A 26,089-nucleotide genomic window follows, 5' to 3' on the forward strand; every position below is an offset into this window, starting at 1 on the left:
TTCCCAAAAATAATCCCTATGGAAAGTGACAAACAGTATGAAACTTCAAGTTGCTATGGACGTACTCACTCTTGACGACGCCTTGGAACTGGCCGGCAAGGTCGCCGAGTATGTAGACATCATCGAACTCGGAACACCACTGATCAAGAGTGCCGGTCTCTCCGCTGTGACCGTCATCAAAACAGCCCACCCGAACAAGATCGTATTCGCAGACATGAAGACAATGGACGCCGGCGAACTCGAGGCAGACATCGCGTTCAAAGCCGGCGCCGACCTGGTCTCAGTACTTGGCAGCGCCGACGACTCCACGATTTCCGGTGCAGTGAGGGCAGCTCAAGCACACAACAAGGGCATCGTTGTCGATTTGATCGGAGTCGCCGACAAGGTTTCACGGGCCAAGGAAGTATGCGCACTCGGAGCGGAGTTCGTAGAGTTTCATGCAGGTCTGGACGAGCAGGCCCAGCCTGGCTACGACTTGAAAGGCCTCCTTAGAGCCGGAGAAGCCGCGCGGGTGCCGTTCTCCGTCGCAGGTGGTGTGAACTTGTTGACCATCGATGCAGTGCAGCGCTCCGGCGCTGACGTTGCTGTTGTCGGTGGGTCAATCTACGGTGCTGCCGACCCTGGATTGGCCGCCAAGGAGCTTAAGGCTGCGATCGGCTAAGACCCCACCCCTGTATGTGCAGACGCGGCGTCCAAGAAGTCGGCCGCCGCGTCTGCACGTCGAGGCCAACTAGTTTATCCAGACCGCGAAGACCTCCGGGTGAAAAAGAATCCCTCCAGAGGCTAAATGAGCTCGAGGGGCTTCGTCACATCCCAGTCTGCGCCGGTCACGCTTCCGGAAAAGTGGTCGTGGGGGAGTACCCCTTCGGGTCATGTGAATTCATTCAATAAATTCAAAAAATTTGCATCCAATGCGTTTTGCACTGGCGGATCAGATGGTCCCCGAGGTGATCAAAGGAGTGAAGCATGGCAAATGATACATATCTGTCGAGCGTTGCTAGCGTCGAGAATTATTTGAGGCGGCTCTTCAACGAACCTGACATCGAAAACGGCCCTCCGGCAGGAGAGTTCAGTCTGCCGGTGGAGGCACTTTCAGGCCAGACGCCTCATATGCCACATCGAATTGAAGTCACGGGGGCAAGAGCCTCCGACCTCTCCGCGTGGCTGAACGATGCCGTTACTTTGGCGCAGGCTGCAGCGATGCAGCTGGGCTCGCACGGTGTCCTCGTCCGTCGGCACGATTTCGACCGATTCACTGTGGAAGTGAGTCCTGAGGTTCCTTTTGGAATGACCATGGAAAGGGACGAGCTCGACCGTCCACCTGGCGATGGGTGACAAGAAGACTGTGTCCGAGCCACTGGTCATCGGCGGCTGGGTCCACCTCAGAAAATTTGACGCGGTGGCGATACAGCGAAGCGGAGAGTATCCCGCCACGGGTCTGATCGATGACATCGGGAGCGACGCGAAAGTCTTCTGGGTCAGTTTGGATCAGGGGCTGGGTCGGATCCTGGTGCATGAAAGTGACGATGTAGAGGTGCGGCTCGTCATCTAACTCGAGAACGCGTTGGCACTACCGGCAAGAAGACTAATGAAGTCCGTCACCCCTCGCCTCTCGGAGTATTAGGAGGCAGGCACTCGCTCCGCCCCTGTGAGAAAGACAACCGGAAACGATGCCTGATCCTCGGCTAGAGTCGGCAAAAAAGCGACAGAAGGAGTACCGGGCCATGACAGTCCAACGAATAAACCCTGCGACACTTTGTCTTCCTGCAGAGGACGCGTACGCACAGATCACACGAAGCACGGGGTCGGTGAACTACCGCATCAGCGGCCAAGTGGCCGTCGACGTGGATGGATCAGATCTCTTCATTAGCGACATGGAGGGCCAGACCAGGGCCTGCTACGAGTCAGTGGGACGGGCGCTCTCCCACGTGAACCTTGGGTGGGAAGATGTCACACACCTGCTCACATTCACGACAGATCTCGATGCCTATTCCGCGATCGAGTCGAAGGTCGTCTCAGACTACTTCGGCAAACTTCCCCCCGCAGCGACGGTCGTTGAAGTGTCTCGACTGTTTAGCCGATCTTGGCTCATCGAGGTTCAAGCTGACGCAGTCGGCGATGTTTAGGCCATCCAGCGCCGGATTTTGGCCGGTACCCAAAACGCGATCGTGACGAACCAAATGATCGTTCACCACAGAAAATTTCAGGGATGTCGAAAAGCGATCACCCTGATGTAACAGGCAGCACCCCTCCACCAAAAGCTAAGGCACCCACGCAACCATGCCAGGAACACTCACCGGCGGCCGCAAGTCCGCGGGCCGGGGCCGTAATCCGCTCCGGGATCCGCGTGACCGCCGTTTGAACCGTATTGCCGGTCCGTCCTCGTTGGTCCTCTTTGGAGTGACCGGGGATCTTGCCCGTAAGAAGCTCATGCCGGCCGTGTATGACCTGGCGAACCGGGGGTTGTTGCCGCCCAGCTTCGCGTTGGTGGGCTTCGGCCGGCGTCCGTGGTCGGATGCGGAGTTCGCGGCCGAGGTGAAGGCTTCGGTGAAAGCGTCTGCGCGTACGCCTTTTGATGAGGCGGTGTGGAACCAGCTCGCTGAGGGTATCCGCTTTGTGCAGGGCGAGTTCGACGACGATGACGCCTTTGAGCGGCTCGGTGAGGTCATCGATGAGCTCGATGAGCAGCGCGGAACGCGGGGTAACCACGCGTTCTACCTCTCGATCCCGCCGAAGGCGTTCGAGCAGGTCTGCCGCCAGCTGTCCAAGCACGGCCTCGCGCAGGCCGACGGGGACAAATGGCGGCGGGTGGTGATCGAGAAGCCGTTCGGGCATGACCTGGAGTCAGCCCGGCAGCTGAACGACATTGTCGAATCGGTGTTCCCGCCGGATGCGGTGTTCCGGATCGACCACTACCTGGGCAAGGAAACGGTCCAGAACATCCTGGCACTGCGTTTCGCGAACCAGCTGTTCGAACCGTTGTGGAACGCGAACTACGTGGACCACGTCCAGATCACCATGGCCGAGGACATCGGCACGGGCGGCCGGGCCGGGTATTACGACGGTGTGGGCGCGGCACGCGACGTGATCCAGAACCACCTCCTGCAGCTCCTTGCGCTCACGGCGATGGAGGAGCCCATCTCCTTCAACGCGGACGACCTGCGTGCGGAGAAGGAAAAGGTCCTCGCAGCCGTCAAGCTGCCGGAGGACCTCTCCACGCACTCCGCCCGCGGCCAGTTCACGGGCGGCTGGCAGGGCGGCGAACAGGTCCAGGGCTACCTGGACGAGGACGGCATCCCGGCCGACTCCAAGACGGAAACCTTCGCAGCGATCCGCGTGGACATCAACACGCGCCGCTGGGCCGGTGTGCCGTTCTACCTGCGCGCCGGCAAACGCCTGGGCCGGCGCGTCACGGAAATCGCGGTGGTGTTCAAGCGCGCCCCTAACCTGCTGTTCCGTGACCACGGCGAGGACGATTTCGGCCAGAACGCCGTGGTGATCCGGGTCCAGCCCGATGAGGGTGCCACCATCCGCTTCGGGTCCAAGGTCCCGGGCACGCAGATGGAAGTCCGCGACGTGACCATGGACTTCGGCTACGGCCACTCCTTCACGGAGTCCAGCCCCGAAGCCTATGAGCGGCTGATCCTGGACGTCCTCCTGGGCGAGCCGCCGCTGTTCCCGCGGCACGCCGAGGTGGAGCTGTCCTGGAAGATCCTTGACCCGTTCGAGGAATACTGGGCCGGGCTGACTGAGCAGCCGCAGCCGTACGCTCCCGGGTCCTGGGGCCCTGCCTCGGCTGACGAACTGCTGGCCCGCGACGGACGAACCTGGAGAAGGCCATGATTGTAGATTTGCCGGACACCACCACCTCGAAGATCTCCAAGAAGATCACGGCCCTGCGCGAGCAGGGCGGCGTGATCGCCCTGGGCCGCGTGCTCACCCTTGTGGTGGTCACCAAGTCCGGCTTGGAGGAGGAGGCGATCGAGGCCGCCAACGAGGCCAGCCGCGAACACCCCTGCCGGATCATCGTCCTCGCCGACGCCGGGGCCGAAGCCCCGGACCGCCTGGACGCCCAGATCCGGGTAGGCGGCGACGCCGGTGCCTCCGAAGTGATCGTGCTCCGCGGCTTCGGCCAGCTGGCCCACGAAAGTGAATCGCTCGTGGCCGCGCTGCTGCTTCCGGACGCACCGATCGTGGCCTGGTGGCCGCACGGCGCGCCGGAAAGTGCCTGCGAGACCTCGATCGGACGCATCGCGCACCGCCGGATCACCGATTCCGCCAACGAGGCGGACCCGGCCCTGGCGCTGGAAAGAATCCGTTCCACGTACAAGGCCGGGGACACCGACCTTGCCTGGACGCGCCTGACGAACTGGCGCATGCAGCTGGCTGCGGTCTTCGACCAGATGGACGGAGACCCGGTCTCGGCCATCGCCGTCGAGGGTGCCTCGGACTCCCCCAGCACCCTGCTCCTTGCAGCATGGCTCACCCGGGCCCTGCAAGCACCTGTCACGATCGTGGCCGATCCCGCGGGCACCGGCATCCGCCGCGTCCGGCTCACCCGCTCCAGCGGCGACGTCCAGCTGTTCCGGCCCGGACTGTCCGTGGCGGAACTGACCCAGCCCGGCCAGCCGGCGCAGCGGATCTCCCTGCCGCGCCGCAGCCTCAAGGACTGCCTCGCCGAAGAATTCCGCCGCCTCGACCCCGACGAAGTCTTCGGCGACGTTATTCAGTCTCGCTTGAGCCCGAAACGAGTCCGCTTCCGTCGGCTCCTGGGTGGGCATTGGGGCGGGCCGAACCGACGCCATTCCCCGACGCGACGAAGAACCTATCAGTCAGAGTTCCTGGCCCTCCGGTACATGGAGGACGTCCCGAGCCGGGACAAATGACCGAATCCGGCAACAACCCTTCGTTCACCGCGGGACGAGCTTCGAGACGAGACCGTTAACATGGCGATATCCGCTGGGCCTGCTCGTCAGAGCCATGGCAGCCGCGGAATGTGTTCTCGAAGCGCGGAAGAGCCAGTGCAGCCTGTAGGGGCAGTTGGAAGGGCTTTGTGCGACTTCGTTCACTACCCGGCCTGCAACCGCTTCGACACCAGAGGCCTGAACTTTCAGATACCCGGACTCGCTGATCGACCCGGAACTACAACTCAAGACAAGGACGTCATATGAATCCTGAAATCATCGAAATACGCAAAGGACTGGCCGGAGTCGTGGTGGATTACACCGCCATCTCCATGGTCAACGCCGAAACCAACTCTCTGCTGTACCGCGGCTATCCGGTCCAGGAACTCGCAGCAAAGTGCAGCTTCGAGGAGGTCGCCTTCCTACTCTGGAACGGCGAGCTCCCCGATCCGAGGCAGATTGAAGAGTTTGCGGCAAAAGAACGCCCCCGCCGCCGACTGGACCCCTTGGTGAAGAGCGTCATTGACTCGCTTCCGTTGACCAGCCATCCCATGGACGTATGCCGAACGGCTGTCTCAGTCATGGGCGCATCTCATGAACTATCGGAAGATTCCTCCCGGGAGGCCAACCTAGCCAAGGCCCTCGACCTATTTGCCGCGATGCCAGCTGTCGTGGCTTACGACCAGCGCCGACGGCGCGGCCAGGAGCTAATCGAACCCCGTGAAGATCTGGACTACTCCGCCAATTTCTTGTGGATGACCTTCGGGGCGGAACAGGCGCCGGAGGTCGTTGAGGCCTTCAACGTCTCGATGATCCTGTACGCGGAGCACTCCTTCAACGCCTCAACGTTTACTGGCCGGGTCATTACGTCTTCCCTTTCCGATCTTCACTCGGCAGTGACCGGCGCGATCGGCGCGCTCAAGGGCCCGTTGCACGGGGGCGCCAACGAAGCTGTCATGCATACCTTCGACGAGATCGGCATCCGTCCAGAGGAATCCCTCGAGGAGGCCGCGGCCCGGGCCAAGGCGTGGATGGAAAATGCACTGGCACAAAAAAAGAAGGTGATGGGCTTCGGCCACCGTGTCTACAAGCACGGTGATTCCCGCGTGCCTACCATGAAGTCCGCCTTGGACAAGATGATTGCCCACTACGGCCGCCCCGAACTTCTGGGCCTGTACAACGGTCTCGAATCCGCGATGGATGAGACCAAGGCCATTAAGGCCAACCTCGATTACCCAACAGGACCGACCTATCATCTGATGGGCTTCGACACCCCCACGTTCACACCGATCTTCGTCGCCAGCCGAATCACTGGCTGGACCGCACACATTATGGAGGAGCTCGACTCGAGCTCGCTGATCCGACCGCTGAGCGCATACAACGGAGTAAGCGAACGTCATGTGGCTGAAACAATCATCGAAGGAAAGGTACGGAAATGACCGAAGGTGCAAGGAATATTCTCGTGGAGCTTCGAGGGCGCGTCGGACTGGTGACCCTGCATCGTCCGGAGGCGCTGAACGCTCTCAACCATGCCACCATGGTTGAGCTTGTCGCCGCTGTCAGCTCCATGGATGCGGATCCAGGCGTAGGCGCGGTTGTTATCACCGGTTCCGAAAAGGCATTTGCCGCCGGAGCGGACATCAAGGAGATGGCCGCGAAGGGGTACATGGACATGTATGCAACGGATTGGTTCCGCGGCTGGGAGGAGTTAACCCGGCTACGCATCCCCGTCGTTGCAGCTGTCAATGGCTTCGCTCTGGGCGGAGGCTGCGAGCTTGCCATGATGTGTGACTTCATCATTGCCGGCGACAATGCCAAGTTCGGTCAGCCTGAGATCAACCTCGGCGTGCTGCCAGGTATGGGAGGTTCTCAACGACTCACCCGGGCCGTGGGGAAGGCAAAAGCCATGGATATGCTCCTGACTGGGCGTTTCATGGACGCAGAAGAGGCCGAGCGTTCCGGGATCGTGTCTAGGGTGGTCCCGGTTTCCGACGTAGTTGAAGAAGCGCTCAAAGCAGCAGAGATCATCGCCTCCAAGTCCAAGCCCGTGGCGATGATGGCGAAAGAAGCCGCCAACGCTGCCTTCGAAATGGGCCTGGCCCAAGGTGTGATCTTTGAACGGCGACTTTTCCACTCGTTGTTCGCCAATGAGGACCAAAAAGAGGGCATGACAGCGTTCATGCAAAAGCGCCAGCCTGCGTTTAAGCATCTTTAGTCAGCGATGCTCGCTTTGGGCACCGGCTGGAGGCTGCAGCGGGCAACGAAGCTAGCGATTTCACCGGACACAGCCCCCGGCGCAAAGCTTGGCATGTTCATACGGCGCTCGTGAGGATGTGGAGCGAGCGGTGATAGGCACGCAGCGCCCTGCCGGCGTGTCAGCGATGGTCGATGACCGAGACCTCGCCGCGGCTCAGTCTTCGACCATCACCAACCATACCCACTGGGGTAGGCCCACCGGTCAGAAGAACCACTTCCCCTGGCTGGCCGGCTAGGCAGCCAACCCGCCTTAGTGCGTGCCTCCCATTGGAAGCCATAGGCAGCAGGGCCAGACTGCGGGCAGGAACCTTCTGACCCACATCCTCTGGAGGCAGACACGGCAAGGCCACAGGCTGTCAGCGCTGGTCGAAAAGTGAGCCATTTCGTGGGTTGAAAAGTGAGCCACGTTGACGTTGGTTATTTGTGTGGTCCGGACACATGGCTGACAGTCCGTTAGCGGGACATCGCTGACACTCTTTATCAGATGAGAGTGATGAGCGTGAACGATCGTTGGCTCGAAATCCTGTTGGCCCCGGCCCGTGATGGCATCTCCGTGGCGGAAGCGTGCCCGCCGATACGGCATTTCGCGACAGAGCTTCTACGAATACCGCCGGCGGTTGTGGGCAGAGGGAACCTCGGGGCTCCAGCCTCGTTCTCGGCGTCCCACAAACTCTCCTGGGCAAACTGCCGGCGAGGTCGAGTCGCTGATCGTCCGGCTGCGAGTAGACAACCCGCGTTGGGGCGCCCGGATTCTGCAGACCAAACTCAAACAGGCGGGGCTGGATCCGGTACCTGCCGTATCAACAGTCCATCGGGTCCTCAGCCGCCACGGACTGGTCAGCCGGCAAGAGCAACGGACGCCGAAGGCATGGAAACGGTTCGAGCGGCACGCCCCGAACGACCTGTGGCAGATTGACGGCACTCAGGTTGCCTTGGCTGATGGTTCCAAGGCCTGGATTGTGGATCTGATCGATGACCACGCACGGTTCGCCATCGGCGCCCACGCAGTCCGTCGCTTCACGGCACAGGCCGCCTGGGCGGCGATGGAGACGGCCGTGCTGGAGCACGGGGCGCCGCGACAGTTGATCAGCGACAACGGGCTGCAGTTCCGCTCCCGCAAAGGACACAAACCGGTCCACTTCCAGGAACGACTGGCGGCCCTGGGCGTTAGCCAGCTGAACTCCCGGCCCCGCCATCCGCAGACCTGCGGGAAGCTTGAACGCTACCACCGCACATTCAAGGAGTACTACGCCGACCACGGCCCGGCGCCAGGCATCGAGGCCCTGCAACATCTGTGTGACGCCTTCCGGTGGCACTACAACCACGAAAGGCCGCACCGGTCTCTGGAACAACAGACGCCGGCCGCCGTCTACACCGTGTCCAGGAAGGCTTCGCCGACCGATGGCCGCCGCGTCAGCTCTGCCCCGCGGGTCCTGAAGGTCTCCTCAGCCGGATCGGTGAACTTCCGCAGACGCAAAATCAATATCGGTCAGGCATACAGCGGCGAACACGTCAGGGGTCATCGACGGCCCGGACAATGTCATGATCCAGCACGCCAGCACCGGCGAAATCCTGCGCCAGCTTGTACTGGGACCCGTCGGCACCTACCACGGCAGCGGTGCCAAACGAGGGCGTCCCTCCAAACCGTCTACCGAGGGTTAGACTGTCAGCCATCTCCCGACAACACAGTGTCAGGGATGTCCCCGGACCACACACAATCGTTTGGAAAAGGTGGCTCAGTTTTCAACCGTCACAAGGGCTCAGTTTTCGACCGTCACCGACACAGGCGCTGATCGCAGCTCGTATAGCAAAGGGAGGGACGTTGCGACCCAGCCCTCACCGAGATGGGCCACCGCAGGGCGCAGGGGCGGCGGGCGGCAATCAGGCGCGGGATGAGGGCCGGCAATGCAGCTGCGATCTTTGTCGACAGCAAGACGGCCCGAGTAGCACGCCGCCGCCAACCACCTTAAAGTAACCAACCCGAGATGCTGGGTCCCTCTCGGATGACGGACGTGCGGCTCTGTACTGAGAGAGTCGCACATCTTGTTACTGCGTGGCCCTCAGAGCGGGCGCGTTGGACGACGCTGCCTACACCGGGTCCCGTGTGCTGTTGTGTGCTTCAAGCACAATCATCGATTCGCTGCGCCGGAAGTCAGGGATACTCCAAATGCGATTCAGCAATATATCCCGCAGATGCGCCTGATCGCGCAGGATGAGCCGCACGGAAAGATCCCATCGGCCGGACACCATATCTACCTGGGTGACTTCTGGTACTGCTAAGAGATCGGATACGGTCTCGCTCATTGGTCGGCTTTGAGCCAATTCAATGCCAATGATGACCTGCATCCCGTAACCGAATGCTGCCGGATCGACCTCCACCCGATATCCCCGAATAACCCCGCGGGCTTCGAGCCTCTCAAGCCGCTCGCTGACAGGTCCTGCCGACATGCCGATTTCGCGTCCCAGGGCGCGGATGGACGTTCGGGCATCCGCATGCAGCAGTCGAAGCAATTTCCGGTCGACTTCGTCGAGGGACGCTGGGGGACTAATTTCATCCGACATGGCCATCACCTCTTTCTGCTGTTCACCGGGCGCAGTCAGCCTAGCATCCCCGTTTAGGCGTACAGGATGACGTCCTGCGGCCGTTCCATAATCGCAGCAACATCGGACAGGAAGCGTGCACCCGTTTGCCCGTCGACGAGTCGGTGGTCGATGGAGAGCGACAATTGTGCGACGTGTCGTACAGTCAGTTCCCCCTCCACAACCCAAGGCATCTGTCTTGTGGCACCGAAGGCCAGGATGGCCGCCTCACCAGGGTTCAGAATCGGCGTGGCCCCTTCCATTCCAAATACCCCGATATTAGTGATGGTTATGGTGCCATCCACTAGATCGTCACGGCTTGTCTTGCCGTCTCGGGCAGCAATCACCAAGTCATTCAGCGCTTCAGCCAGCTCTATCAGTCCAAGTCCATCTGCGCCCTTAACGTTGGGCACCAGAAGCCCACGAGGTGTGGCAGCGGCTATCCCGAGGTTCACGGTGTGTTTGACGACAATCTCTTGACGTGATTCGTCCCAGCTTGAGTTGAGCAGTGGATTGCGCCGGGTCGCCAGCACGAGTGCCTTCGCTAAGATCAGCATCGGCGTGACGCGGAGGTGCTCCCACCCCTTGGCGGATCGAAGCCTTTGGACTAGATCCAGAGTCGAGGTCATGTCTACGCTCAGCCACAGGGTGGCATGAGGTGCCGTGAACGCAGAACGAACCATGGCATCAGCCATTGCTCGTTGGACACCCTTGATGGGATATCGGGTCACCCGGTCGGTGCCTGTTCCCTGTGCCGTGCTAATCGAGGGGGTTATTGACTCGTCAACTGATGGGGCCGCTTGGACGCTTGCCTGGACGGAGGCTGCCTTCTTGACTTGGCCGCGAGTGACAAGACCCTCAGATCCCGCGGCAATAGAGGCTAGGTCGACCCCCAATCTCTTGGCCAGTTGACGAACTGGAGGCTTCGCTGGCTGTGATCGTGATGAAGGATGATTAGTTATTACTGCAGAGGCACCTGCCGACGTGGAATTGCGGAGTTTGCGTCGACGCCCGGCTGCTGCCCCTGGACCGTAGCCTACGAGAACGGACGGCTTGGACTCAGCTTGGGCTTCCTCGGGAGCGTTGGCCGGGAGGACGCCGCCCTCGGAGATTTCGGTTGCCGCCGCGGTCGATGCGATCGCGATAAGTGCCGTTCCGACGGGGACCGTTTCACCCGCCATGACGAGAATCTGTTCGACGGTGCCGGCGAAAGGTGAGGGCAATTCCACTATAGACTTGGCTGTCTCGATTTCGAGGAGAACGTCGTTTATCTTAATTGGATCACCGACAGCGACCCGCCAGGTCACAACTTCGGCTTCGGTCAGTCCCTCGCCAACGTCCGGCAGGGAGAACGTTAAATTATCCGACATGGTGGCCTTTCATCGAAATGATAGGGATCGGTCGACTGCGTCGAGGACCCGGTCAATGCTGGGGAGGAATTCGTCTTCAACCCTGCTGGGCGGATAGGGCATGTCGTAGCTTCCGACGCGAAGTACGGGAGCTTTGAGGGAGTAATAGCAGCTTTCTGAGACTGAGGCGGCGATTTCTGAGCCGAGCCCCAGAAAAGTCGATGCTTCGTGGACAACGACCAAGCGACCCGTAATTTCCGCACATTGCCTCAGCGTTTCCAAGTCAAGAGGGGAGATGGAGCGAAGATCAACTACCTGCAGTGACACTCCGTCTTCGGCCGCGGCCTCTGCTGTCTGGAGTGCGGTTTTAACACTTGGTCCATACGCTACTAAAGTGCAGTCTGTTCCTTCGCGCAGGATGCGGGCGTGCCCCATCGAACGCAGCTGGTCCAGGCCCAAAGAGCTGTCCACTTCGGCTTTGTCCCAGTAGCGTCGTTTGGGTTCGTAGAACAGTACGGGATCCTCGCAGGCAATTGCCTGGCGGATGAGATCGTTGGCGTCCTGAGGGTTGGAGCAGGCGACCACGCGCAGCCCGGCGGTGTGCGCGAAGAGCGCTTCATTTGATTCGCTGTGATGCTCGACTGCGCCGATTCCGCCACCCACCGGGACACGGATGACCACCGGGAGTTTTATGGTTCCTCCCGAGCGTGCCCTCATTTTTGCCAGTTGGCTGACAATTTGGTCAAAGGCGGGATAGATGAACCCGTCGAACTGGATTTCGCATACGGGCCTGAATCCTCGTAGGGCGAGTCCGATTGCGGTTCCGATGATTCCGGATTCCGCGAGCGGGGTGTCTATCACCCGCTCTTTGCCGAATTGTTTCTGCAGGCCGTCGGTTACTCTGAAGACGCCCCCCAGAGTGCCTATGTCCTCTCCCATCATGAGGACCTTGGGGTCTTCTTCCATAGCCTGGCGCAGTCCAGCGTTGATGGACCCGGCAAGTGTCAGGGTTTTCATGCTGGGACCTCATTTTCCAGGGAGCTTATGAATGCTTCATACTCTTGGGCCTGCTGCTCCAGCATGCTGTGAGGTTCGGCGTAAACGCGGTCGAAGAGTTCCGGCAGATTTGGCTCCTCGAGGGCCCTGCAAGCGCGTCGGGTCTCGTCGGCGAGGGCATTGCCCTCATCTTCCAGCTGACTGAAGAAAGCTTCCGGCGTGCCGGAGGATTCAAGCAGCGTCTTCAGCCGCAGAATCGGATCTCGGCGGCGCCAGCTTTCCACTTCGCGGTCCTCCCGATATTTGCCGGGATCATCGGATGTGCTGTGTCCCGCCATCCGGTACGTTTCAGCCTCGATGAACGCCGGACCCTGACCGTTGCGTACTCGTTCCGCAGCAATGTGGGTGACTGCGTGGACCGCCATCGCGTCATTCCCGTCGACCAGGTAAGAGGTGAGCCCGAAGCCCGATGCTCGTTGATGCAACGCGGTACGGCTCTGCATACTGCTGGGTGTCGAAATCGCCCACTGATTGTTTTGGCAAAAGAAAATCAAGGGCACCGACGCTGTTGCGGCCCAGTTCAGTGCTTCGTTGACGTCCCCCTGACTACTGGCACCATCGCCGAAGTAGACCATTACTATTTCGTCGCTTTGCTCCCGCGCAATACCCATGGCATACCCAGTGGCGTGAAGTGTCTGGGCGCCCAGGACGAGTGAGTTAATGTGGAAACGATAGTCGTCCGGGTTCCAGCCCGTGTGCGAGATACCACGCCACTGGGCGAGGAGTTGGTGGGGGGTCAGACCTCGGGCCAAAGCTGCGGCTTGTTCCCTGTAGCTGGGGAATACATGATCATCGGCGCGGAGTGCGCGGATTGAGCCGACCTGAGCTGCTTCCTGACCGAGACTCATGAGCCAGAGTCCCAATTCCCCTTGTCGTTGAAGGGCCAGTGCTGCGTTATCGAGGCTGCGGGCAAGATACATGTCTCGGAAGAGTCCCTGAGCCAGGTCAAGATCGAAACCGTAGTCTTTGCCCTGTTCGGTGAGTTTCCCCTCAGGTGTCACAAATTGCACAGGTTCCCTGACGCCCTTTGGAGGCTCGAAGCTGTGGATTACACCAGCACCTCGAGGCGGGTAAGCCTCGGTCTCTAGAACGATTGGTTGTGTCATGACGCTCCTTGCCTTCTGGCAAACCATTCAGGCCGGGATGGAACAGGTCTATGTTCCGGACAGGCCTTGTTGAAGTTCGGACGACGGCTGTGTCGTGCGAATGTGAAGTGTATTAACGATTCTGCTGCACGTCTGACCAGAAATCAAGCCATAATGGAAGCGCATGGCAGGATATTTTCTCGATCTTCCTAACATTTGCGGACAAAAGTCTTGTATCTCAGTCAGATTCCCGTACGGTGGATAACCTACGACGCACAGTCTTTCCATCCCCACTCCAGCGACAGGCGTCTGTCAGCACAAGGTGGGAAAGTCCTAAAACCTAGCGGCCGACAGGCATCCAGGGCTCGTCGGCCCTCGGGTGCATTGGAACGGCCCTGTAGAACTAACCATCACTGCGAAGGAGCATTTCCGTGATTCGCCAAATTTCCCATTACATCGACGGCCAACGGGTGGACGGCACATCGGGCCGCTTCAGCGACGTCTACGATCCCTGCACAGGCGAGGTCCAGGCCAGGGTCCCGCTGGCCAGCACCGAGGAAGTCCGCAACGTAATCTCCAACGCGGAAAAGGGCCAGGTCGAATGGGCTGCCATGAACCCGCAGCGCCGCGGCCGGATCCTGCTCAAATTCGTCGACCTGGTCAACCAGAACATGGACGAACTCGCCACCCTATTGTCCTCGGAACACGGCAAGACCTTCCCCGATGCGAAGGGTGACATCCAGCGCGGCATCGAGGTCGTGGAATTCGCCGCCGGCGCCCCGCACCTGCTCAAGGGCGAATTCTCGGACAGCGCCGGAACCGGCATCGACGTCCACTCCCTGCGCCAGCCCCTCGGCGTCGTCGCCGGCATCACCCCATTCAACTTCCCGGCCATGATTCCGCTCTGGAAGTCCGGGCCGGCCCTCGCCGCGGGCAACTCCTTCATCCTCAAGCCGTCCGAACGTGATCCCTCCGTGCCGCTGCGCCTCGCCGAGCTCTTCACCGAGGCCGGCCTGCCGGATGGCGTCTTCAACGTCGTCAACGGCGACAAGGAAGCAGTGGATGCCCTGCTGGAGGACCCCCGCGTCCAAGCCATCGGCTTCGTCGGCTCCACCCCCATCGCGCAGTACATCTACGCCACCGCAGCCGCGAACGGCAAGCGCGCCCAGTGCTTCGGTGGTGCCAAGAACCACATGGTGATCATGCCGGACGCCGACCTTGACATGGCGGCGGACGCCCTGATGGGCGCCGGCTTCGGCTCCGCAGGCGAACGCTGTATGGCGATCTCCGTGGCCGTACCGGTCGGCAAGGCCACCGGCGACGCGCTCGTCGCCAAGCTGGAGGAACGGATCGCGGGCCTAAAGGTGGGCCACAGCCTCGCCAAGGACTCAGACTTCGGCCCCGTGGTGGCCGCCTCCGCCAAGGAACGAATCGAAGGCTACATCCAGGCCGGCGTCGACGAGGGCGCCACCCTGCTGACCGACGGCCGCGGCCTCAAGTTCGAAGGCTACGAAGGCGGCTTCTGGGTCGGCCCGACGCTCTTTGACAACGTCACCAAGGACATGACGATCTACAAGGAAGAGATCTTCGGCCCGGTGCTGAGTGTGCTCCGCGCAGAGGACTACGACGAGGCACTGCGCCTGTGCAGCGAGCACGAGTTCGGCAACGGCGTGGCCATCTTCACCCGCGACGGCGACTCCGCCCGTGACTTCGCCAGCCGCGTCCAGGTGGGCATGGTGGGTATCAACGTGCCCATCCCGGTACCGATCGCTTACTACACCTTCGGCGGCTGGAAAGCCTCCGGGTTCGGCGACCTCAACCAGCACGGCGCGGACGCCTTCCGCTTCTACACCAAAACCAAGACAGTAACCACGCGCTGGCCCTCCGGGATCCGGAAAGGCGCCAGCTTCGTGATGCCGGAAGGAAGCTGATGACGGAGCAGGCCGTCCCGGAAAACACCGAGCCAGCCGCTGAGGTCCTGTTCGAGCGCCTCGGCCGGCTGGGCGTGGTCACACTTAACCGGCCCAATGCCGTCAACGCGCTCACCGCCGGCATGGTATCGGCCCTGCTGGAGCAGCTCACCCTGTGGGCCGACGACGACGCCGTCGCCACGGTGCTGGTCCGCGGCGCCGGTGACCGGGGCCTCTGCGCTGGAGGCGACATCGTGGCCATCTACCGTGACATGCTCGACGGCGGCCATGCGACCGCTGACTTCTGGGCGGAGGAGTACCGGCTGAACTCCCTCATCTCCGCATATCCGAAACCATATGTGGTGTTCATGGACGGACTGGTCCTCGGCGGCGGGGTGGGGATCTCCGCGCATGGCTCGGTCCGGATCGTCACCGAACGCACCCGGATGGGCATGCCGGAGACCACAATCGGTTTTGTCCCCGACGTCGGCGGGACCCTGTTACTCTCCCGCTCACCGGGGGAGACCGGCACCCACGCAGCTCTCACCGGGGCGCACCTGGGAGGCTCCGACGCGCTGTTTTTGGGGCTCGCAGACCACTTCGTGCAGTCCGCAAGCCTGGCCGAACTGGAAGCGGCGCTGAAGAGCGAGCCGGCGGACGTCGCCGTCGCCCGTTTCGCCGAAGAGGCCCCGGGCTCCGTACTCGGGGCGCAGCGGGAATGGATTGACGCCTGCTACTTGAGCGACGACGCCGAGGAGATCTTGCGCCGGCTGCGAACCGTGGGCGGAGAAGCGTCCGATGTCGCCGACACGATCGAGGCGAAGTCGCCGACGGCCGTGAAAGTGGCGCTGGAGTCTCTGCGTCGGGTCAAAAGCCTGAGCCTTGAGGAAGCACTGGAGCAGGAATACCGGGTGGGACTGAGGTTCCTGGCCGGCCCCGACTTCCGCGAAGGCATCCGCGCGCAGGTGGTGGACAAGGACCGCAATCCGCACTGGCAGCCTGCCACCCCGGCGGAGGTCAGCCGTGACGACGTCGAATCCTATTTTGCGCCGCTGGGCGATCGAGAACTGAAGCTGGCTGTAAGGGAGTCGCACAATGCATGAGCAAAATCTTAGAATCGGAACCGTCGCCTTTCTGGGACTTGGTCACATGGGCGGGCCGATGGCCGCAAATCTTGTGAACGCGGGGTTCAGGGTATCCGGCTTCGACGTGATGCCCGCAGCTTTGGAGGAGGCTCGGGCGAATGGGATCTCCACTGCCGAAACGGCGCAAGAGGCCGTGAGTGGCGCCGACATTGTTCTGACGATGCTGCCGAGTGGAAAGCACCTATTGGACGCCTACCGCGGTGACCCCTCCACTCAGGGCCAACAGGGCCTGCTTAACGTGGCCAAGAAGGGCACGCTGTTCGTGGATTGCTCCACCATCAACGTGGACGAGGCCAAGGAAGCATCATCTCTTGCCATCAAGGCTGGTCACCGCGCCATAGACGCACCGGTTTCCGGAGGGGTCGTTGGTGCGGCAGCAGGGACACTCACATTCATGGTGGGAGCTCTGCCTGAAGATTTTGACTACGCGAAGCCGTTGTTGGACGTGATGGGCAAGCGCATCGTTCACTGCGGTGGGCATGGAGCTGGCCAGGCTGCCAAAATCTGCAACAACATGATTCTTGGCGTATCAATGATCGCGGTGAGTGAGGCCTTTGTACTCGGTGAGAAGTTGGGTCTGACCCATCAGGCCTTGTTCGACGTCGCCTCCGCCGCTTCCGGGCAGTGCTGGGCTCTGACTACAAATTGCCCTGTTCCAGGGCCCGTGCCGGCAAGCCCGGCTAACGATGGCTATCTGCCCGGCTTTGCCGGTGCCTTGATGGCCAAGGATCTCAAACTGGCACTGAACGCAGTGGAAGCGACGGGAGTGGCCGCCCGACTGGGTCCCCTCGCCTCGGAAATTTACGATACCTATGCGAACCAAGGCGGTGCCGGCCGTGATTTCTCCGGCATCATCACCCAGATTCGGGACAAGTCGGCCTTAGCGAATCCGAGCTAGGTGTCGCCCGGACACAGATGATGAAGGCGGTTGCCTTGTCCCTACGTCATTACAGGGCGTGGGCACCAGCTGCACTTGCTGAGAAAGTCGGCCCGCTGGCGCTAATCGGGATCGGACCAGAATGTTGCCCTAATGAGCATGAGCCCAAAGCGGATGTAGAGGCCTCAACGGGTCGATACCCGCGTGAACTTACGGAAGGACTAGCTGTGCAGACAATAGACCGTGACAGGGAAGAAGCCACCCTGGCACAGATAACTGCGTCCCCGCCTTTTCCTGATGCAGATCTGATGTACATCGTGGACCTTTTGCCGCCGGCAGAGCAGGCCCGGTACCAGGAGGTGCGGGACTTCCTGCAGTCCCGGATCCGGGCGGCATCGATCGAGTACTGGAACCGCGAGGAATTCCCCTTCGGCCTGCTCGACGCACTCGGCAAGTACGGCCTCGGCGGCCTGCAGACGGACGGTACGTCCAAGCTGTTCAAGGGGCTGATGTACGTCGAGGTGGCCCGTGCCGACGTCTCGCTCTCGGCCCTGGTGGGGATCCACAACGAGCTGATCGTCGGGATGATCGATCAGCTCGGCTCGGAAGAGCAGAAGGCGCGCTGGCTGCCAGGCCTCACGGCCTTTACCCAGCTTGGCGCCTTTGCCCTCACCGAACCGGACCACGGCTCGGACATCGCCGGCGGACTGGCCACCACCGCGCGGCTGGAGGACGGGGAGTGGGTGATCAACGGAGCCAAACGCTGGATCGGCGCCGGCACCATTGCCGACTTCGCCCTGGTATGGGCGCGGGACGTCGCGGACCAGCAGATCAAGGGCTTCATCGTCGAGACGGACCGCCCCGGGTACATCGCCACGAAGATCGCGAACAAAATCGGGCTGCGGATCATGCAGAACGCGGACATCGTCCTCGACGAGGTGAGGATCCCGGCGTCCAACATGCTGCCAGGGGCCACCGATTTTTCCCGGGCGAACGAACTGCTGCGGGATTCGCGCGCCTGGGTGGGCTGGCAAGGCGCCGGGATCCAGCTGGCCGCGTTCGACGTCGCACGCTCCTACTCGCTGCAGCGCCGCCAGTTTGGCAAGGAGCTGGCCCGCTTCCAGCTCATCCAGCAGCAGCTGGCCGAGATCCTCGGTAACGCCACCGCCTCGCTGGCGCTGATGGCGCAGCTGGCCAGAATCCAGGAGGAGGGCAAGCTGGAGATGGTCCAGGCGGCGATGGCCAAGTCCACCACCACCCGGCTGGCCAGGGCGTCGGTGGCCATGGGCCGGTCCCTGATGGGTGGCAACGGCATCAGCAGCGACTACGAGATGGGCAAGCTCTTCGGCGACGCCGAAATCCTCTACACCTACGAGGGCAGCTACGAGATCAACTCGCTGATCGTGGCCCGAGCGGTGACGGGGAAGTCAGCCTTCGTCTAGGCCAAATGTACAAAAAACCCCCGTCCGGGCCTGCTGACCGACGCTGTCCGGAATCGGGCGCATTGCCATGATGAACGGTGCGCATCCCTAGGAGTTCGTCCGTTTGGGGCTGCGGAGACGAAGACGGCTTCGTTCCTCGGAAATTCTGCGCCCATAGCCATTAAGACCGATTCAGAACTGCACAGGGGGCGCTCCTGAGTGTCCGGTCTCATTCAAGCTGTCAGTACTGCTCCCTAAAAGCAAGAAGGAGGTTCGACGGCGAGTGGTGACGTACTTGAATAGGCGGTGAACTGGACATCCGGCAGCGTGCCTTAAAGGGGCCCTGTGTCAGGGAGCGTCCTCGCACAGCGAGGTAAGAAGCCGGCCATAGGGAATGGCAGGCAGAGGATTGACTGTCTGTCCGGATCTTTAGGGATGTTCCCCGCGGACGGGCCGGAATAGCCCCGTGCGGACAGATAGGAACTCTGTCTGCTGGATCGTTGGGCGCGGCTGCATGACGTATCTGACCGTGGCATTACCGGACCCCGCCAGCGATCCCGAACGCGGGCGCCAATCCCGAAGCGGTTATCAACAGTCCGCTTCGGGATTGGCGCGTTCTCAGCCCGAAGGAACATGCCTCCCGGCGTAGGTGCCACTGGCTAAGTCTGTAATCTGCGGCCGGTGCTGGCAGGGATGAGGAGGTCCGTATCTTCGGCTCTGACGTATTCTTCCGGACCGGGACCTGGTCCTGCACTCGTCGTTCGGGTCGGCACTTCGGGATTCAGGAATTTTCGCGATTGGCCAGCTCCACGGCGGCCTGAAGGAGAACGTTGATACCGTCCGCACAGGCCTCCGGGGTTGAGTACTCCCGGGGGTTGTGGCTGATGCCGTCGTACAGTCCGGGGATAAAGACCATCCCAGCAGGGCTGAGTGCGGCCATCTCTCCCGCGTCGTGACCGGCTCCGGAAATTATCTCCGAGTGACTGAAACCTAGGTCGGCTGCGGTCTTGGCTACAAGTTCCTGCATTTCCTGAGGGAAGGCGACGGGCAAGGTCTTAGCTGTGGTCCGCGAGGTGATGGTGACTCCCGTGACGCGCTCCACCTCCTCCCAGTATTCTTCGAGGTCCGCTTCTGCACTCTGCATAGCGTCAAGGTCGGGATTGCGGAGGTCCACAGTCATCAGGACATTGGACGGAACGATGTTGATCAGATTCGGGTACAGGTCCTGACGCCCGACGGTCGCCAGCATCTGCCCGTATTGCTCGGACTCCACCATCTCGTTGAGACGAATGGTGACCATTGCTGCCGCGAGACCTGCGTTCCTTCGCAGGGAATGTGGGGTCGCGCCAGCGTGTGCTGCCCTGCCCGTGATCTGGAGCTCCTTCCACGTAATGGCCTGAATGCCCCGGACGACGCCAATCTGCGTGTTGCCCGCGGCGAGGACAGGGCCCTGCTCGATGTGACACTCGAGATAGGCATACGGGGGCGCAATAGGTACCTCCAGTTCGCCGATGAATCCCTGGCGCTTCAGCTCGGACCCCACGCTGATTCCGTCCCTGTCCTTCGTCTCCAGAGCGTCCTGCAACCGAATCCGCCCGGCGGCCACCGCGCTGCCGAGCATGTCCGTGCCGAAGCGCACCCCTTCCTCTTCTGTGAAGATCGCCAGTTCAATCGGGCGCAGGGTGGAAATGCCGTTGTCATTCAGGGTGCGCATGACCTCGAGGCCGCCAAGGACACCGAGGCAGCCGTCGAACTTACCGGCAGTCCCCACGCTGTCGATATGGGAGCCCATCATGACGGACGGCAGTGCTTCCTCGGCGCCGGCACGCCGGGCATAGACATTGCCCATCTGGTCAACCCGGATGGACAGACCTGCAGTTTCCATCCAGTCAAGGACTAGGCGTCGGCCCTCTATGTCCTCGTCGGTCAGGGCGAGCCGGCGCACACCGAGGAGCCCGGTTTCCTCATCGAGGTACGCGCCGATTTCTCCGAGCTCCTGCAGGGAGTTCCAGAGTCGGTCTTGGTTCACACGGACGTGCGAAACGGTGGGGTGGGACATGGTGTACCTCCAGGATCGGGTGTTCTGTTTGCGTCAAGAGAGTTCGGTACCGCAGATGCGGTTGAAGCTGGCCAGGTCGGTGGCTCCTTCGGTGGAGAAGACGAACACGTCGTCGTCCGGACCCAGGCCGAGCCCGGCTGCGTGGGTCATGACTCCGGCGAGACCGGCTGCGCCGCTTTCCCCTGACACGACCCCATCGGCGTGGAGTGCGCGCATGGCGTCTGCCGCATCGTCGTCGGTGACGGTCGAGAAGAAATCGAAGCCCTGTGAAACGTCGGGCCAGGCAATAAGCGACGGGGTTCCGCAATTGAGGCCGGCCATGATCGATTGCTGCGGCCCGGCAATGGTGATGATCCGCTGCTGCTCCACACTCACGATGACGCAGTCCGCCTCCGTGGGTTCCACGCCGATTAGCCGTGTTCCTTCAAAGCCACCGAATCCACGGGCGACCGCCGCGGCAAACGCGCCGACGCCGATCTGCGCGGCAACGCAGGTCGGACGCGGGATCGCGCCGGTCCCGATCTCCTGCAGCACTTCGGAAATCATGGTGGAGTAGCCATCGATGACCCACGAGGGTGGGTCCGAGTAGCCCTCCCAAGAGGTGTCAGAAATGACCAGGGTCCGTTCATTGGCGAGCTCCGCGCTGCGGGCGACCGCGTCGTCGTAGCCGCCGTCGATCACTTCCACTGTGGCACCCTCGCCGCGGATAGCTTCGATCCGCTCCTGGACCATGTCATACGGGACGACGATGTGCGCCGGCAAGCCTAGCAGGGACGCCATTCTGGCCACTGCTCGGCCGTGGTTACCGTCTGTTGCCGCCGTCAAGGAGATGCCCGAGCCTCCTGACAGGCGGTGTTTAAGCTCCTCAAGAGGCGGCTGGGCGGCCAATTCAAGACCGAGGTGATCCACAAGCACCCGGTAAGTCGCCCACGAAGCACCAAGAATCTTGAAGGAGGGCATGCCCAGGCGGACCGATTCGTCCTTCACATGGAGTGAACGCACGCCCAACTTCCGGGCCACACCCGGGAGGGATCTGATAGGGGTCGGTTCGTAGCCGGGCAGCGATTGGTGAAAACTGAGGCACTCTTCGACGAGGAAGCCGGTACCAGCCTTGTTGAGCAGCGGGTTGGCGACGAGTCGCGGGTGTGTCATGAGGGCTCCTCCGGATAACGACGTTGTTGTGAAACACACTATTCATTTGTATGACAACTGTCAACTAACAACAGAGATGAATCCTGCACCACGCCCAGAGAAGTCCCGGACGCCGCCCAGCAGCTCGTCCGAAACGGCTGAGCATGTCAACGTCCGGCCGTGACTTCCACTCCCGGAACGCGGGTCCGTCCGCGCGGCCGATTGTGAGTGGCTTCCGCCTCTTCACGGTCGTGGACCATAAAGCCGGAACTGGCCCGCCTCCGGAGTACCGCCAGTCGAGCGCCGGATTGGACGGCCTCCAACAGCCCGCGAAGCCCTGTCAGCGCGACCGCATTTACCGTCGCCTCCACCCAGACGGACCCCGTTCTGGGTTAGCCGCGTTATCGGGGCCGGAAGACGACACTCCGGCGCGAATGCGCAGTGACGTTTGTTTTCATTGGGGGACATTGCGAAGTCCTCCGTTCACGAACAGAGACGGGCGCCAGAACGGAACGGGGCGTCACAGTGGGGTCTATATTGCCATTCACGATTCTGCGAATTTGTCAGTCAACCTACAACAGTCATATGTAAAATTCGTGTGACATGATTAGGGTATGCATATCTCAGCCGATGCCAGTCAGCCAGTTGTCGGCCGCAGATCCCCCCTGCCGCCCACATCGGTCCGCGGTCCACGGCAGACGCTGGCAGACGAGGTGCGAACCGCCATCCTCCAGGAACTCATCCTCTCCGGGGCAGTGCGTGCGGGCGAACACCTGCCCACAGAGTCGGATTTGTGCACGAGATACCAGGTTTCACGCATCACGGTGCGTTCAGCGCTTTCGAGCCTGCAGGATGCCGGGTACATCCACCGGCGCCAGGGTAGGGGGTCTCTGGTTCTGCCCCGGCCCCAGACGCTGGCATCGGGGTTGCTGAAACTGCAGTCCTTCGAGAAATTAGCCTCTGACCAGGGCGCGGAAGTCACCTCGCTGGATCTGCGGATTTACGAGACGGAGCTCGATGCGGATAGCGCCGCGAAGATGGACCGTCCGGAGGGCAGCACAGCACTCGTCATCGAACGGGTGAAGGCCTATGGCCAGGACAGAGTTGGATGGATCGTGGACGTAGTACCCTACGACGTTCTGCCGCCGGCAACCGTGCGGACCGCTTTCAACGGATCAGTCCTGGACATCCTGCTGGACCATGAGGAACTCGAGGTAGCCTACAGCGACTGCGAAGTCGCTGCGGTGCCGCTCGACGCCGCGACCGCCGCGCATCTCCAGATCCCGGCGGGCAGCCCTGCGTTCTACATGGACGAACTGACAAGGTCTGACGAGGGGCGGATCGTCAACTGGAGCCAGGCCTGGATGCTGAGCGACTACTTCCAGTTTACGATGCGGCGGATGCGCTGAGCGCAGGCCCCCTTCCTGGAGATAGTTCAGCAGATGCTCTCTGCAAGCTCCGAACAGTAAACTCCCACCACCCCCGACAGGTCTATGTCCCATCTCGCCTAAGTTGTCGCATGCTTTTGTCCACAAACCCTTCCTAGCGCGGGTCAGAAGTCTGCGACCGCATGCGGATTGTTCGAGCTGTGACGACTAAAGTGAGACAAGCTGGCCCGGCTGTTTCAGGTTAGTTGTCCACATCCCACGTCAGAAGCATCATGATGCCCGCTTAGTTGAGACAGGATATCGCTTACGGATGCCTGGTCGCTGAAGTCCGGGCCGTTACAAAGATTCTGAGGCCACTACTCAAAAGGACCTCCCACCGAAGCTTTCGAAGTCGTTGGCGGCCCCGGGGCGCCGGGCCCCTAGTGTGAAGAGGTGAAGAGGCCGAGTCTAGGCATCGCAGAGGCGGCGGATCTTCCGCCGCCTGAAGCGTTACGAGTAAGGAAGCCGATTGCTCGGCGGTACCTTCGAACAAAGTGAAGGCGCCGGCGGTATGGATTGGCGAGTAAGGCGGCGACGTTGGAGGCTTTGGCTGGAGCCGCGGCGCACAGCTACGCTTCTTGCCTTGGCCCGCACGTGAACGCCGTTGCAGCCGGGACTTGTTCGACTTGTTGATGGCTACCCAGCTGATCAATCCCGCACAGGCGGCGGCGAATTCCGATCGCTTCGCGTCGCTGCCGCCTCTGGAGAAGGCTTCAAGGACCTTGGCATTAGTGAATCGTACGTTGGTGGCCGCCTTGGATGCCGTGGCCGAGAGCGGTTCCGGATTGGATGTCGCCTATCTCGGGGACATTCGAAGGGCACCGTCCATGCGTATTGTTTCCCCGTTGAGGTAGTCGTGATCAATGATGGCCAGGACAAGTTGGGAAAATTCGTCCGGGCGTGCCAGTCGTTTGGGGAAGGGCACACCGGCGGCGAGCCCCTCCCGGAATTCTTCGCTAACGCCGGCCAACATGGGAGTTTCCACCACGCCGGGGGCAATGGAGTTCACCCTAATGCCGTATTGGGCAAGGTCCCTGGCCGCAGGGAGCGTCATGCCGACGACGCCGGCCTTCGACGATGCGTACGCGATCTGCCCGACCTGCCCTTCAAAAGCGGCGATCGAGGCAGTATTGATGATGACCCCACGCTGGCCGTGCTCGTCCGGTTCAGTTCTTGCGATTGCCGCTGCCGATGCGGCGAGGACGTTGAAGGATCCCACGAGGTTAATTTCGATAACCTTTGCGAACACACCGAGGTCGTGGATCGCGCCCTTGCTGAGCACGCGCACTGAGGGCAGGATGCCCGCGCAATTGACCACGGTGCGCAGCGGCAAATCAGTCGAGGCGACGGCGACGGCCTGGAGCACGTCCTCTGCACTGGTAACGTCAGCCACCTGGTATGTGACCCCGTCGATTCTTTCAGCTCGGTCGATGGACGGGCCGAGGTCCATGGCCAGAACCTGTGCTCCTTGTTTTGCCAGCGCGCGGGCCGTTGCCGCGCCCAGGCCTGATGCTCCTCCGGTGACTATTGCGGATGTATCTTCTAGCTTCAACGCAACTCCTGGTTCTTAGGGCTCATATGTGATTGTGGGTCAGGTCGAACGGCTCTGCGGCGTCGGAACTGCGCGACACCGCTGTCTCCGGAGAAGTTGAACGCTCAAGAGAACGCCGAGAATCCGGTAACCGCCCGCCCCACAACAAGCGTGTTGACTTGCTGGCTTCCTTCGTAGGAGTAGATGGCTTCGGCGTCGGCGAAGATCTTGGCCATTTCAAAATCCGTACTGATTCCGTTTCCGCCCAGAATGGAGCGGCCCAGTGCCACTGACTCACGCATCCGCTCGGTGCACACCGCTTTCGCCAACGCCGCGTGTGTCATTTCCAGGCGTCCTGACTCCTGGAGCCTGGCAAGTTGGATCATCGTGGACAGCGACATCATCGCGTTGCCCAGTATCCGGACCAGCTGGTCTTGGATTAGCTGGAACGATGCGATCGGCCGGCCAAATTGCTGCCTCCTGAGCGCGTATGCGCGGGCAACGTCGAAGGTTGCGAGTTGCTGGCCAACTGCCTGCCAACTCACCCAGACCCTTGATTTCAGCAGCAGCGCGTTGGTGTCCTGGAAGGTTTTTGTTCCCGGCAGCCAGTTGGCCGCCGGGATCCTGACACTATTCAACGTGATGTTGGCGTTTTGCACGATGCGGACCGAAATCTTGTTGACAATCGCTTCGGTGTGAAATCCTTCGCACCCCTTCTCAACAATGAAGCCCTTGATCTGACCGTCGTTTGTGTCGCGGGCCCAGATGAGGACGTAGTCCGCGAACGTTCCATTGCCGATCCACCGCTTGGATCCATTGAGTACCCACTCGTCGCCATCTCGGGTGGCCGTTGTTTCCATCGCCCTGGAAATGTCCGAGCCGTGGAGCGGTTCAGTCAACCCAAAGGCACCAATCTTCTTCAAGGAAAGCAGATCAGGTAGCAGTGTTTTCCGCTGGGCGTCGGAACCGAGCTGCTCAACCGCTTCCGCGAAAAGTTCGTGGTGGACGCCAAAAAAGGTGGAGATGGAAGTATCTGCCCGAGTGAGTTCCATCTGAATCAGCCCGGCCAGCAAGGGGCGTGTATTCGCCCGCGTGTTGATGTCTTGGGCTGCCAGTTTTGGCAGAATCGAAAATGGAAATTCAGCCCTGTTCCAATAGCCTGTGGCGATGGGACGGATTTCCTTTTGGAAGAACGTCCGGGCCGCTGCCAACCGCTCGCGTTCCGATTCGGTCAACAGGTCATTGAGGAAGAACAGATCGGCGTCCGGGTACGGTGTTGCATCGGCCACGCCCTCGGCCGCATTGATGGATGTCTCGTCTTCAATGAGAGGCATGGACATTGTTCCGTTCCTTGTAGC

General features: G+C 61.3%; 21 protein-coding genes and 2 pseudogenes. 14 read left to right on the forward strand and 9 right to left on the reverse strand.

All coding sequences use genetic code 11. The features are described 5' to 3' along the window. Positions 1-37 precede the first annotated feature (37 nt). The 9 genes and pseudogenes from hxlA to ACZY0Q_RS19920 form a co-directional block, all read left to right on the forward strand. The gene (gene hxlA, locus ACZY0Q_RS19880) at positions 38-661 is read left to right on the forward strand and encodes a 3-hexulose-6-phosphate synthase (RefSeq protein ID WP_463919460.1); all 624 of its coding nucleotides are present in this window, start codon (positions 38-40) and stop codon (positions 659-661) included. A gap of 305 nt (positions 662-966) precedes the next feature. Continuing rightward, positions 967-1,335, forward strand: coding sequence for a hypothetical protein (locus ACZY0Q_RS19885; RefSeq protein WP_463919463.1), 369 nt, complete (start codon positions 967-969; stop codon positions 1,333-1,335). 10 nt (positions 1,336-1,345) lie between these two features. Further along, on the forward strand, positions 1,346-1,552 hold the full coding sequence (locus ACZY0Q_RS19890) for a hypothetical protein (RefSeq protein ID WP_463919466.1): 207 nt from the start codon (positions 1,346-1,348) through the stop codon (positions 1,550-1,552). A 172-nt stretch (positions 1,553-1,724) separates the two neighbouring features. After that, on the forward strand, positions 1,725-2,126 hold the full coding sequence (locus tag ACZY0Q_RS19895; RefSeq protein WP_463919469.1) for a RidA family protein: 402 nt from the start codon (positions 1,725-1,727) through the stop codon (positions 2,124-2,126). A gap of 154 nt (positions 2,127-2,280) precedes the next feature. Beyond that, positions 2,281-3,843 (forward strand): glucose-6-phosphate dehydrogenase, encoded by a 1,563-nt coding sequence (gene zwf / locus ACZY0Q_RS19900; RefSeq protein ID WP_463919471.1) that lies wholly within the window; start codon positions 2,281-2,283, stop codon positions 3,841-3,843. Continuing rightward, positions 3,840-4,757: pseudogene (locus ACZY0Q_RS19905) on the forward strand (glucose-6-phosphate dehydrogenase assembly protein OpcA); the annotation flags it as partial. The gene zwf and the pseudogene ACZY0Q_RS19905, both read left to right, overlap by 4 nt. Before the next feature lie 410 nt (positions 4,758-5,167). Further along, on the forward strand, positions 5,168-6,343 hold the full coding sequence (locus tag ACZY0Q_RS19910) for a bifunctional 2-methylcitrate synthase/citrate synthase (RefSeq protein WP_463919474.1): 1,176 nt from the start codon (positions 5,168-5,170) through the stop codon (positions 6,341-6,343). Then, positions 6,340-7,119: an enoyl-CoA hydratase gene (locus tag ACZY0Q_RS19915; protein ID WP_463919477.1), complete on the forward strand. Its 780-nt coding sequence runs from the start codon at positions 6,340-6,342 to the stop codon at positions 7,117-7,119. Before ACZY0Q_RS19910 ends, ACZY0Q_RS19915 begins: the two co-directional genes overlap by 4 nt. 583 nt (positions 7,120-7,702) lie before the next feature. After that, positions 7,703-8,521 (forward strand): annotated as a pseudogene (locus ACZY0Q_RS19920) (IS481 family transposase); the annotation flags it as partial. Between the two features lie 151 nt (positions 8,522-8,672). Here ACZY0Q_RS19920 and ACZY0Q_RS19925 read toward each other — a convergent pair. The 5 genes from ACZY0Q_RS19925 to ACZY0Q_RS19945 form a co-directional block, all read right to left on the reverse strand. After that, entirely contained in the window at positions 8,673-8,834 is a 162-nt protein-coding gene (locus ACZY0Q_RS19925) for a hypothetical protein (RefSeq protein WP_463919596.1), read from the reverse strand. Between the two features lie 414 nt (positions 8,835-9,248). Then, complete coding sequence (locus ACZY0Q_RS19930; RefSeq protein WP_463919478.1) at positions 9,249-9,722, reverse strand: Lrp/AsnC family transcriptional regulator; 474 nt, start codon at positions 9,720-9,722, stop codon at positions 9,249-9,251. Positions 9,723-9,775: 53 nt separating this feature from the next. Continuing rightward, positions 9,776-11,110, reverse strand: coding sequence for a dihydrolipoamide acetyltransferase family protein (locus tag ACZY0Q_RS19935; RefSeq protein WP_463919479.1), 1,335 nt, complete (start codon positions 11,108-11,110; stop codon positions 9,776-9,778). A 9-nt stretch (positions 11,111-11,119) separates the two neighbouring features. Then, positions 11,120-12,106: an alpha-ketoacid dehydrogenase subunit beta gene (locus tag ACZY0Q_RS19940; RefSeq protein WP_463919481.1), complete on the reverse strand. Its 987-nt coding sequence runs from the start codon at positions 12,104-12,106 to the stop codon at positions 11,120-11,122. Then, a complete protein-coding gene (locus ACZY0Q_RS19945; RefSeq protein WP_463919482.1) occupies positions 12,103-13,251 on the reverse strand; it encodes a thiamine pyrophosphate-dependent enzyme in 1,149 nt (382 codons plus the stop codon). Before ACZY0Q_RS19945 ends, ACZY0Q_RS19940 begins: the two co-directional genes overlap by 4 nt. Positions 13,252-13,661: 410 nt before the next feature. Between ACZY0Q_RS19945 and ACZY0Q_RS19950 the strand changes: the two genes are divergently transcribed. The 4 genes from ACZY0Q_RS19950 to ACZY0Q_RS19965 all read left to right on the forward strand — a co-directional run bounded on the left by ACZY0Q_RS19950 (position 13,662) and on the right by ACZY0Q_RS19965 (position 18,604). Then, entirely contained in the window at positions 13,662-15,161 is a 1,500-nt protein-coding gene (locus ACZY0Q_RS19950) for a CoA-acylating methylmalonate-semialdehyde dehydrogenase (protein ID WP_463919484.1), read from the forward strand. Then, positions 15,161-16,243 carry an enoyl-CoA hydratase/isomerase family protein gene (locus ACZY0Q_RS19955; protein WP_463919486.1) on the forward strand — a complete coding sequence of 361 codons (1,083 nt, stop codon included), beginning with the start codon at positions 15,161-15,163 and terminating at the stop codon, positions 16,241-16,243. Before ACZY0Q_RS19950 ends, ACZY0Q_RS19955 begins: the two co-directional genes overlap by 1 nt. Beyond that, on the forward strand, positions 16,236-17,183 hold the full coding sequence (gene mmsB / locus ACZY0Q_RS19960) for a 3-hydroxyisobutyrate dehydrogenase (protein ID WP_463919488.1): 948 nt from the start codon (positions 16,236-16,238) through the stop codon (positions 17,181-17,183). The genes ACZY0Q_RS19955 and mmsB overlap by 8 nt, the downstream gene beginning before the upstream one ends. Positions 17,184-17,470: 287 nt before the next feature. Next, positions 17,471-18,604, forward strand: coding sequence for an acyl-CoA dehydrogenase family protein (locus tag ACZY0Q_RS19965; protein WP_463919592.1), 1,134 nt, complete (start codon positions 17,471-17,473; stop codon positions 18,602-18,604). Positions 18,605-19,364: 760 nt separating this feature from the next. On the opposite strand, the gene ACZY0Q_RS19970 is transcribed toward ACZY0Q_RS19965, so the two are convergent. After that, positions 19,365-20,642: a Zn-dependent hydrolase gene (locus ACZY0Q_RS19970; RefSeq protein ID WP_463919490.1), complete on the reverse strand. Its 1,278-nt coding sequence runs from the start codon at positions 20,640-20,642 to the stop codon at positions 19,365-19,367. A 33-nt stretch (positions 20,643-20,675) separates the two neighbouring features. Continuing rightward, positions 20,676-21,794 carry a diaminopropionate ammonia-lyase gene (locus ACZY0Q_RS19975; RefSeq protein ID WP_463919493.1) on the reverse strand — a complete coding sequence of 373 codons (1,119 nt, stop codon included), beginning with the start codon at positions 21,792-21,794 and terminating at the stop codon, positions 20,676-20,678. A gap of 593 nt (positions 21,795-22,387) precedes the next feature. Between ACZY0Q_RS19975 and ACZY0Q_RS19980 the strand changes: the two genes are divergently transcribed. Further along, on the forward strand, positions 22,388-23,182 hold the full coding sequence (locus ACZY0Q_RS19980) for a GntR family transcriptional regulator (RefSeq protein WP_463919496.1): 795 nt from the start codon (positions 22,388-22,390) through the stop codon (positions 23,180-23,182). An 814-nt stretch (positions 23,183-23,996) separates the two neighbouring features. On the opposite strand, the gene ACZY0Q_RS19985 is transcribed toward ACZY0Q_RS19980, so the two are convergent. Continuing rightward, positions 23,997-24,752 (reverse strand): SDR family NAD(P)-dependent oxidoreductase, encoded by a 756-nt coding sequence (locus ACZY0Q_RS19985; protein WP_463919498.1) that lies wholly within the window; start codon positions 24,750-24,752, stop codon positions 23,997-23,999. A gap of 104 nt (positions 24,753-24,856) precedes the next feature. Continuing rightward, positions 24,857-26,065 carry an acyl-CoA dehydrogenase family protein gene (locus ACZY0Q_RS19990; RefSeq protein ID WP_463919593.1) on the reverse strand — a complete coding sequence of 403 codons (1,209 nt, stop codon included), beginning with the start codon at positions 26,063-26,065 and terminating at the stop codon, positions 24,857-24,859. Positions 26,066-26,089 lie beyond the last annotated feature (24 nt).

The sequence above is a fragment of the Pseudarthrobacter lactosi genome, from assembly GCF_055412785.1.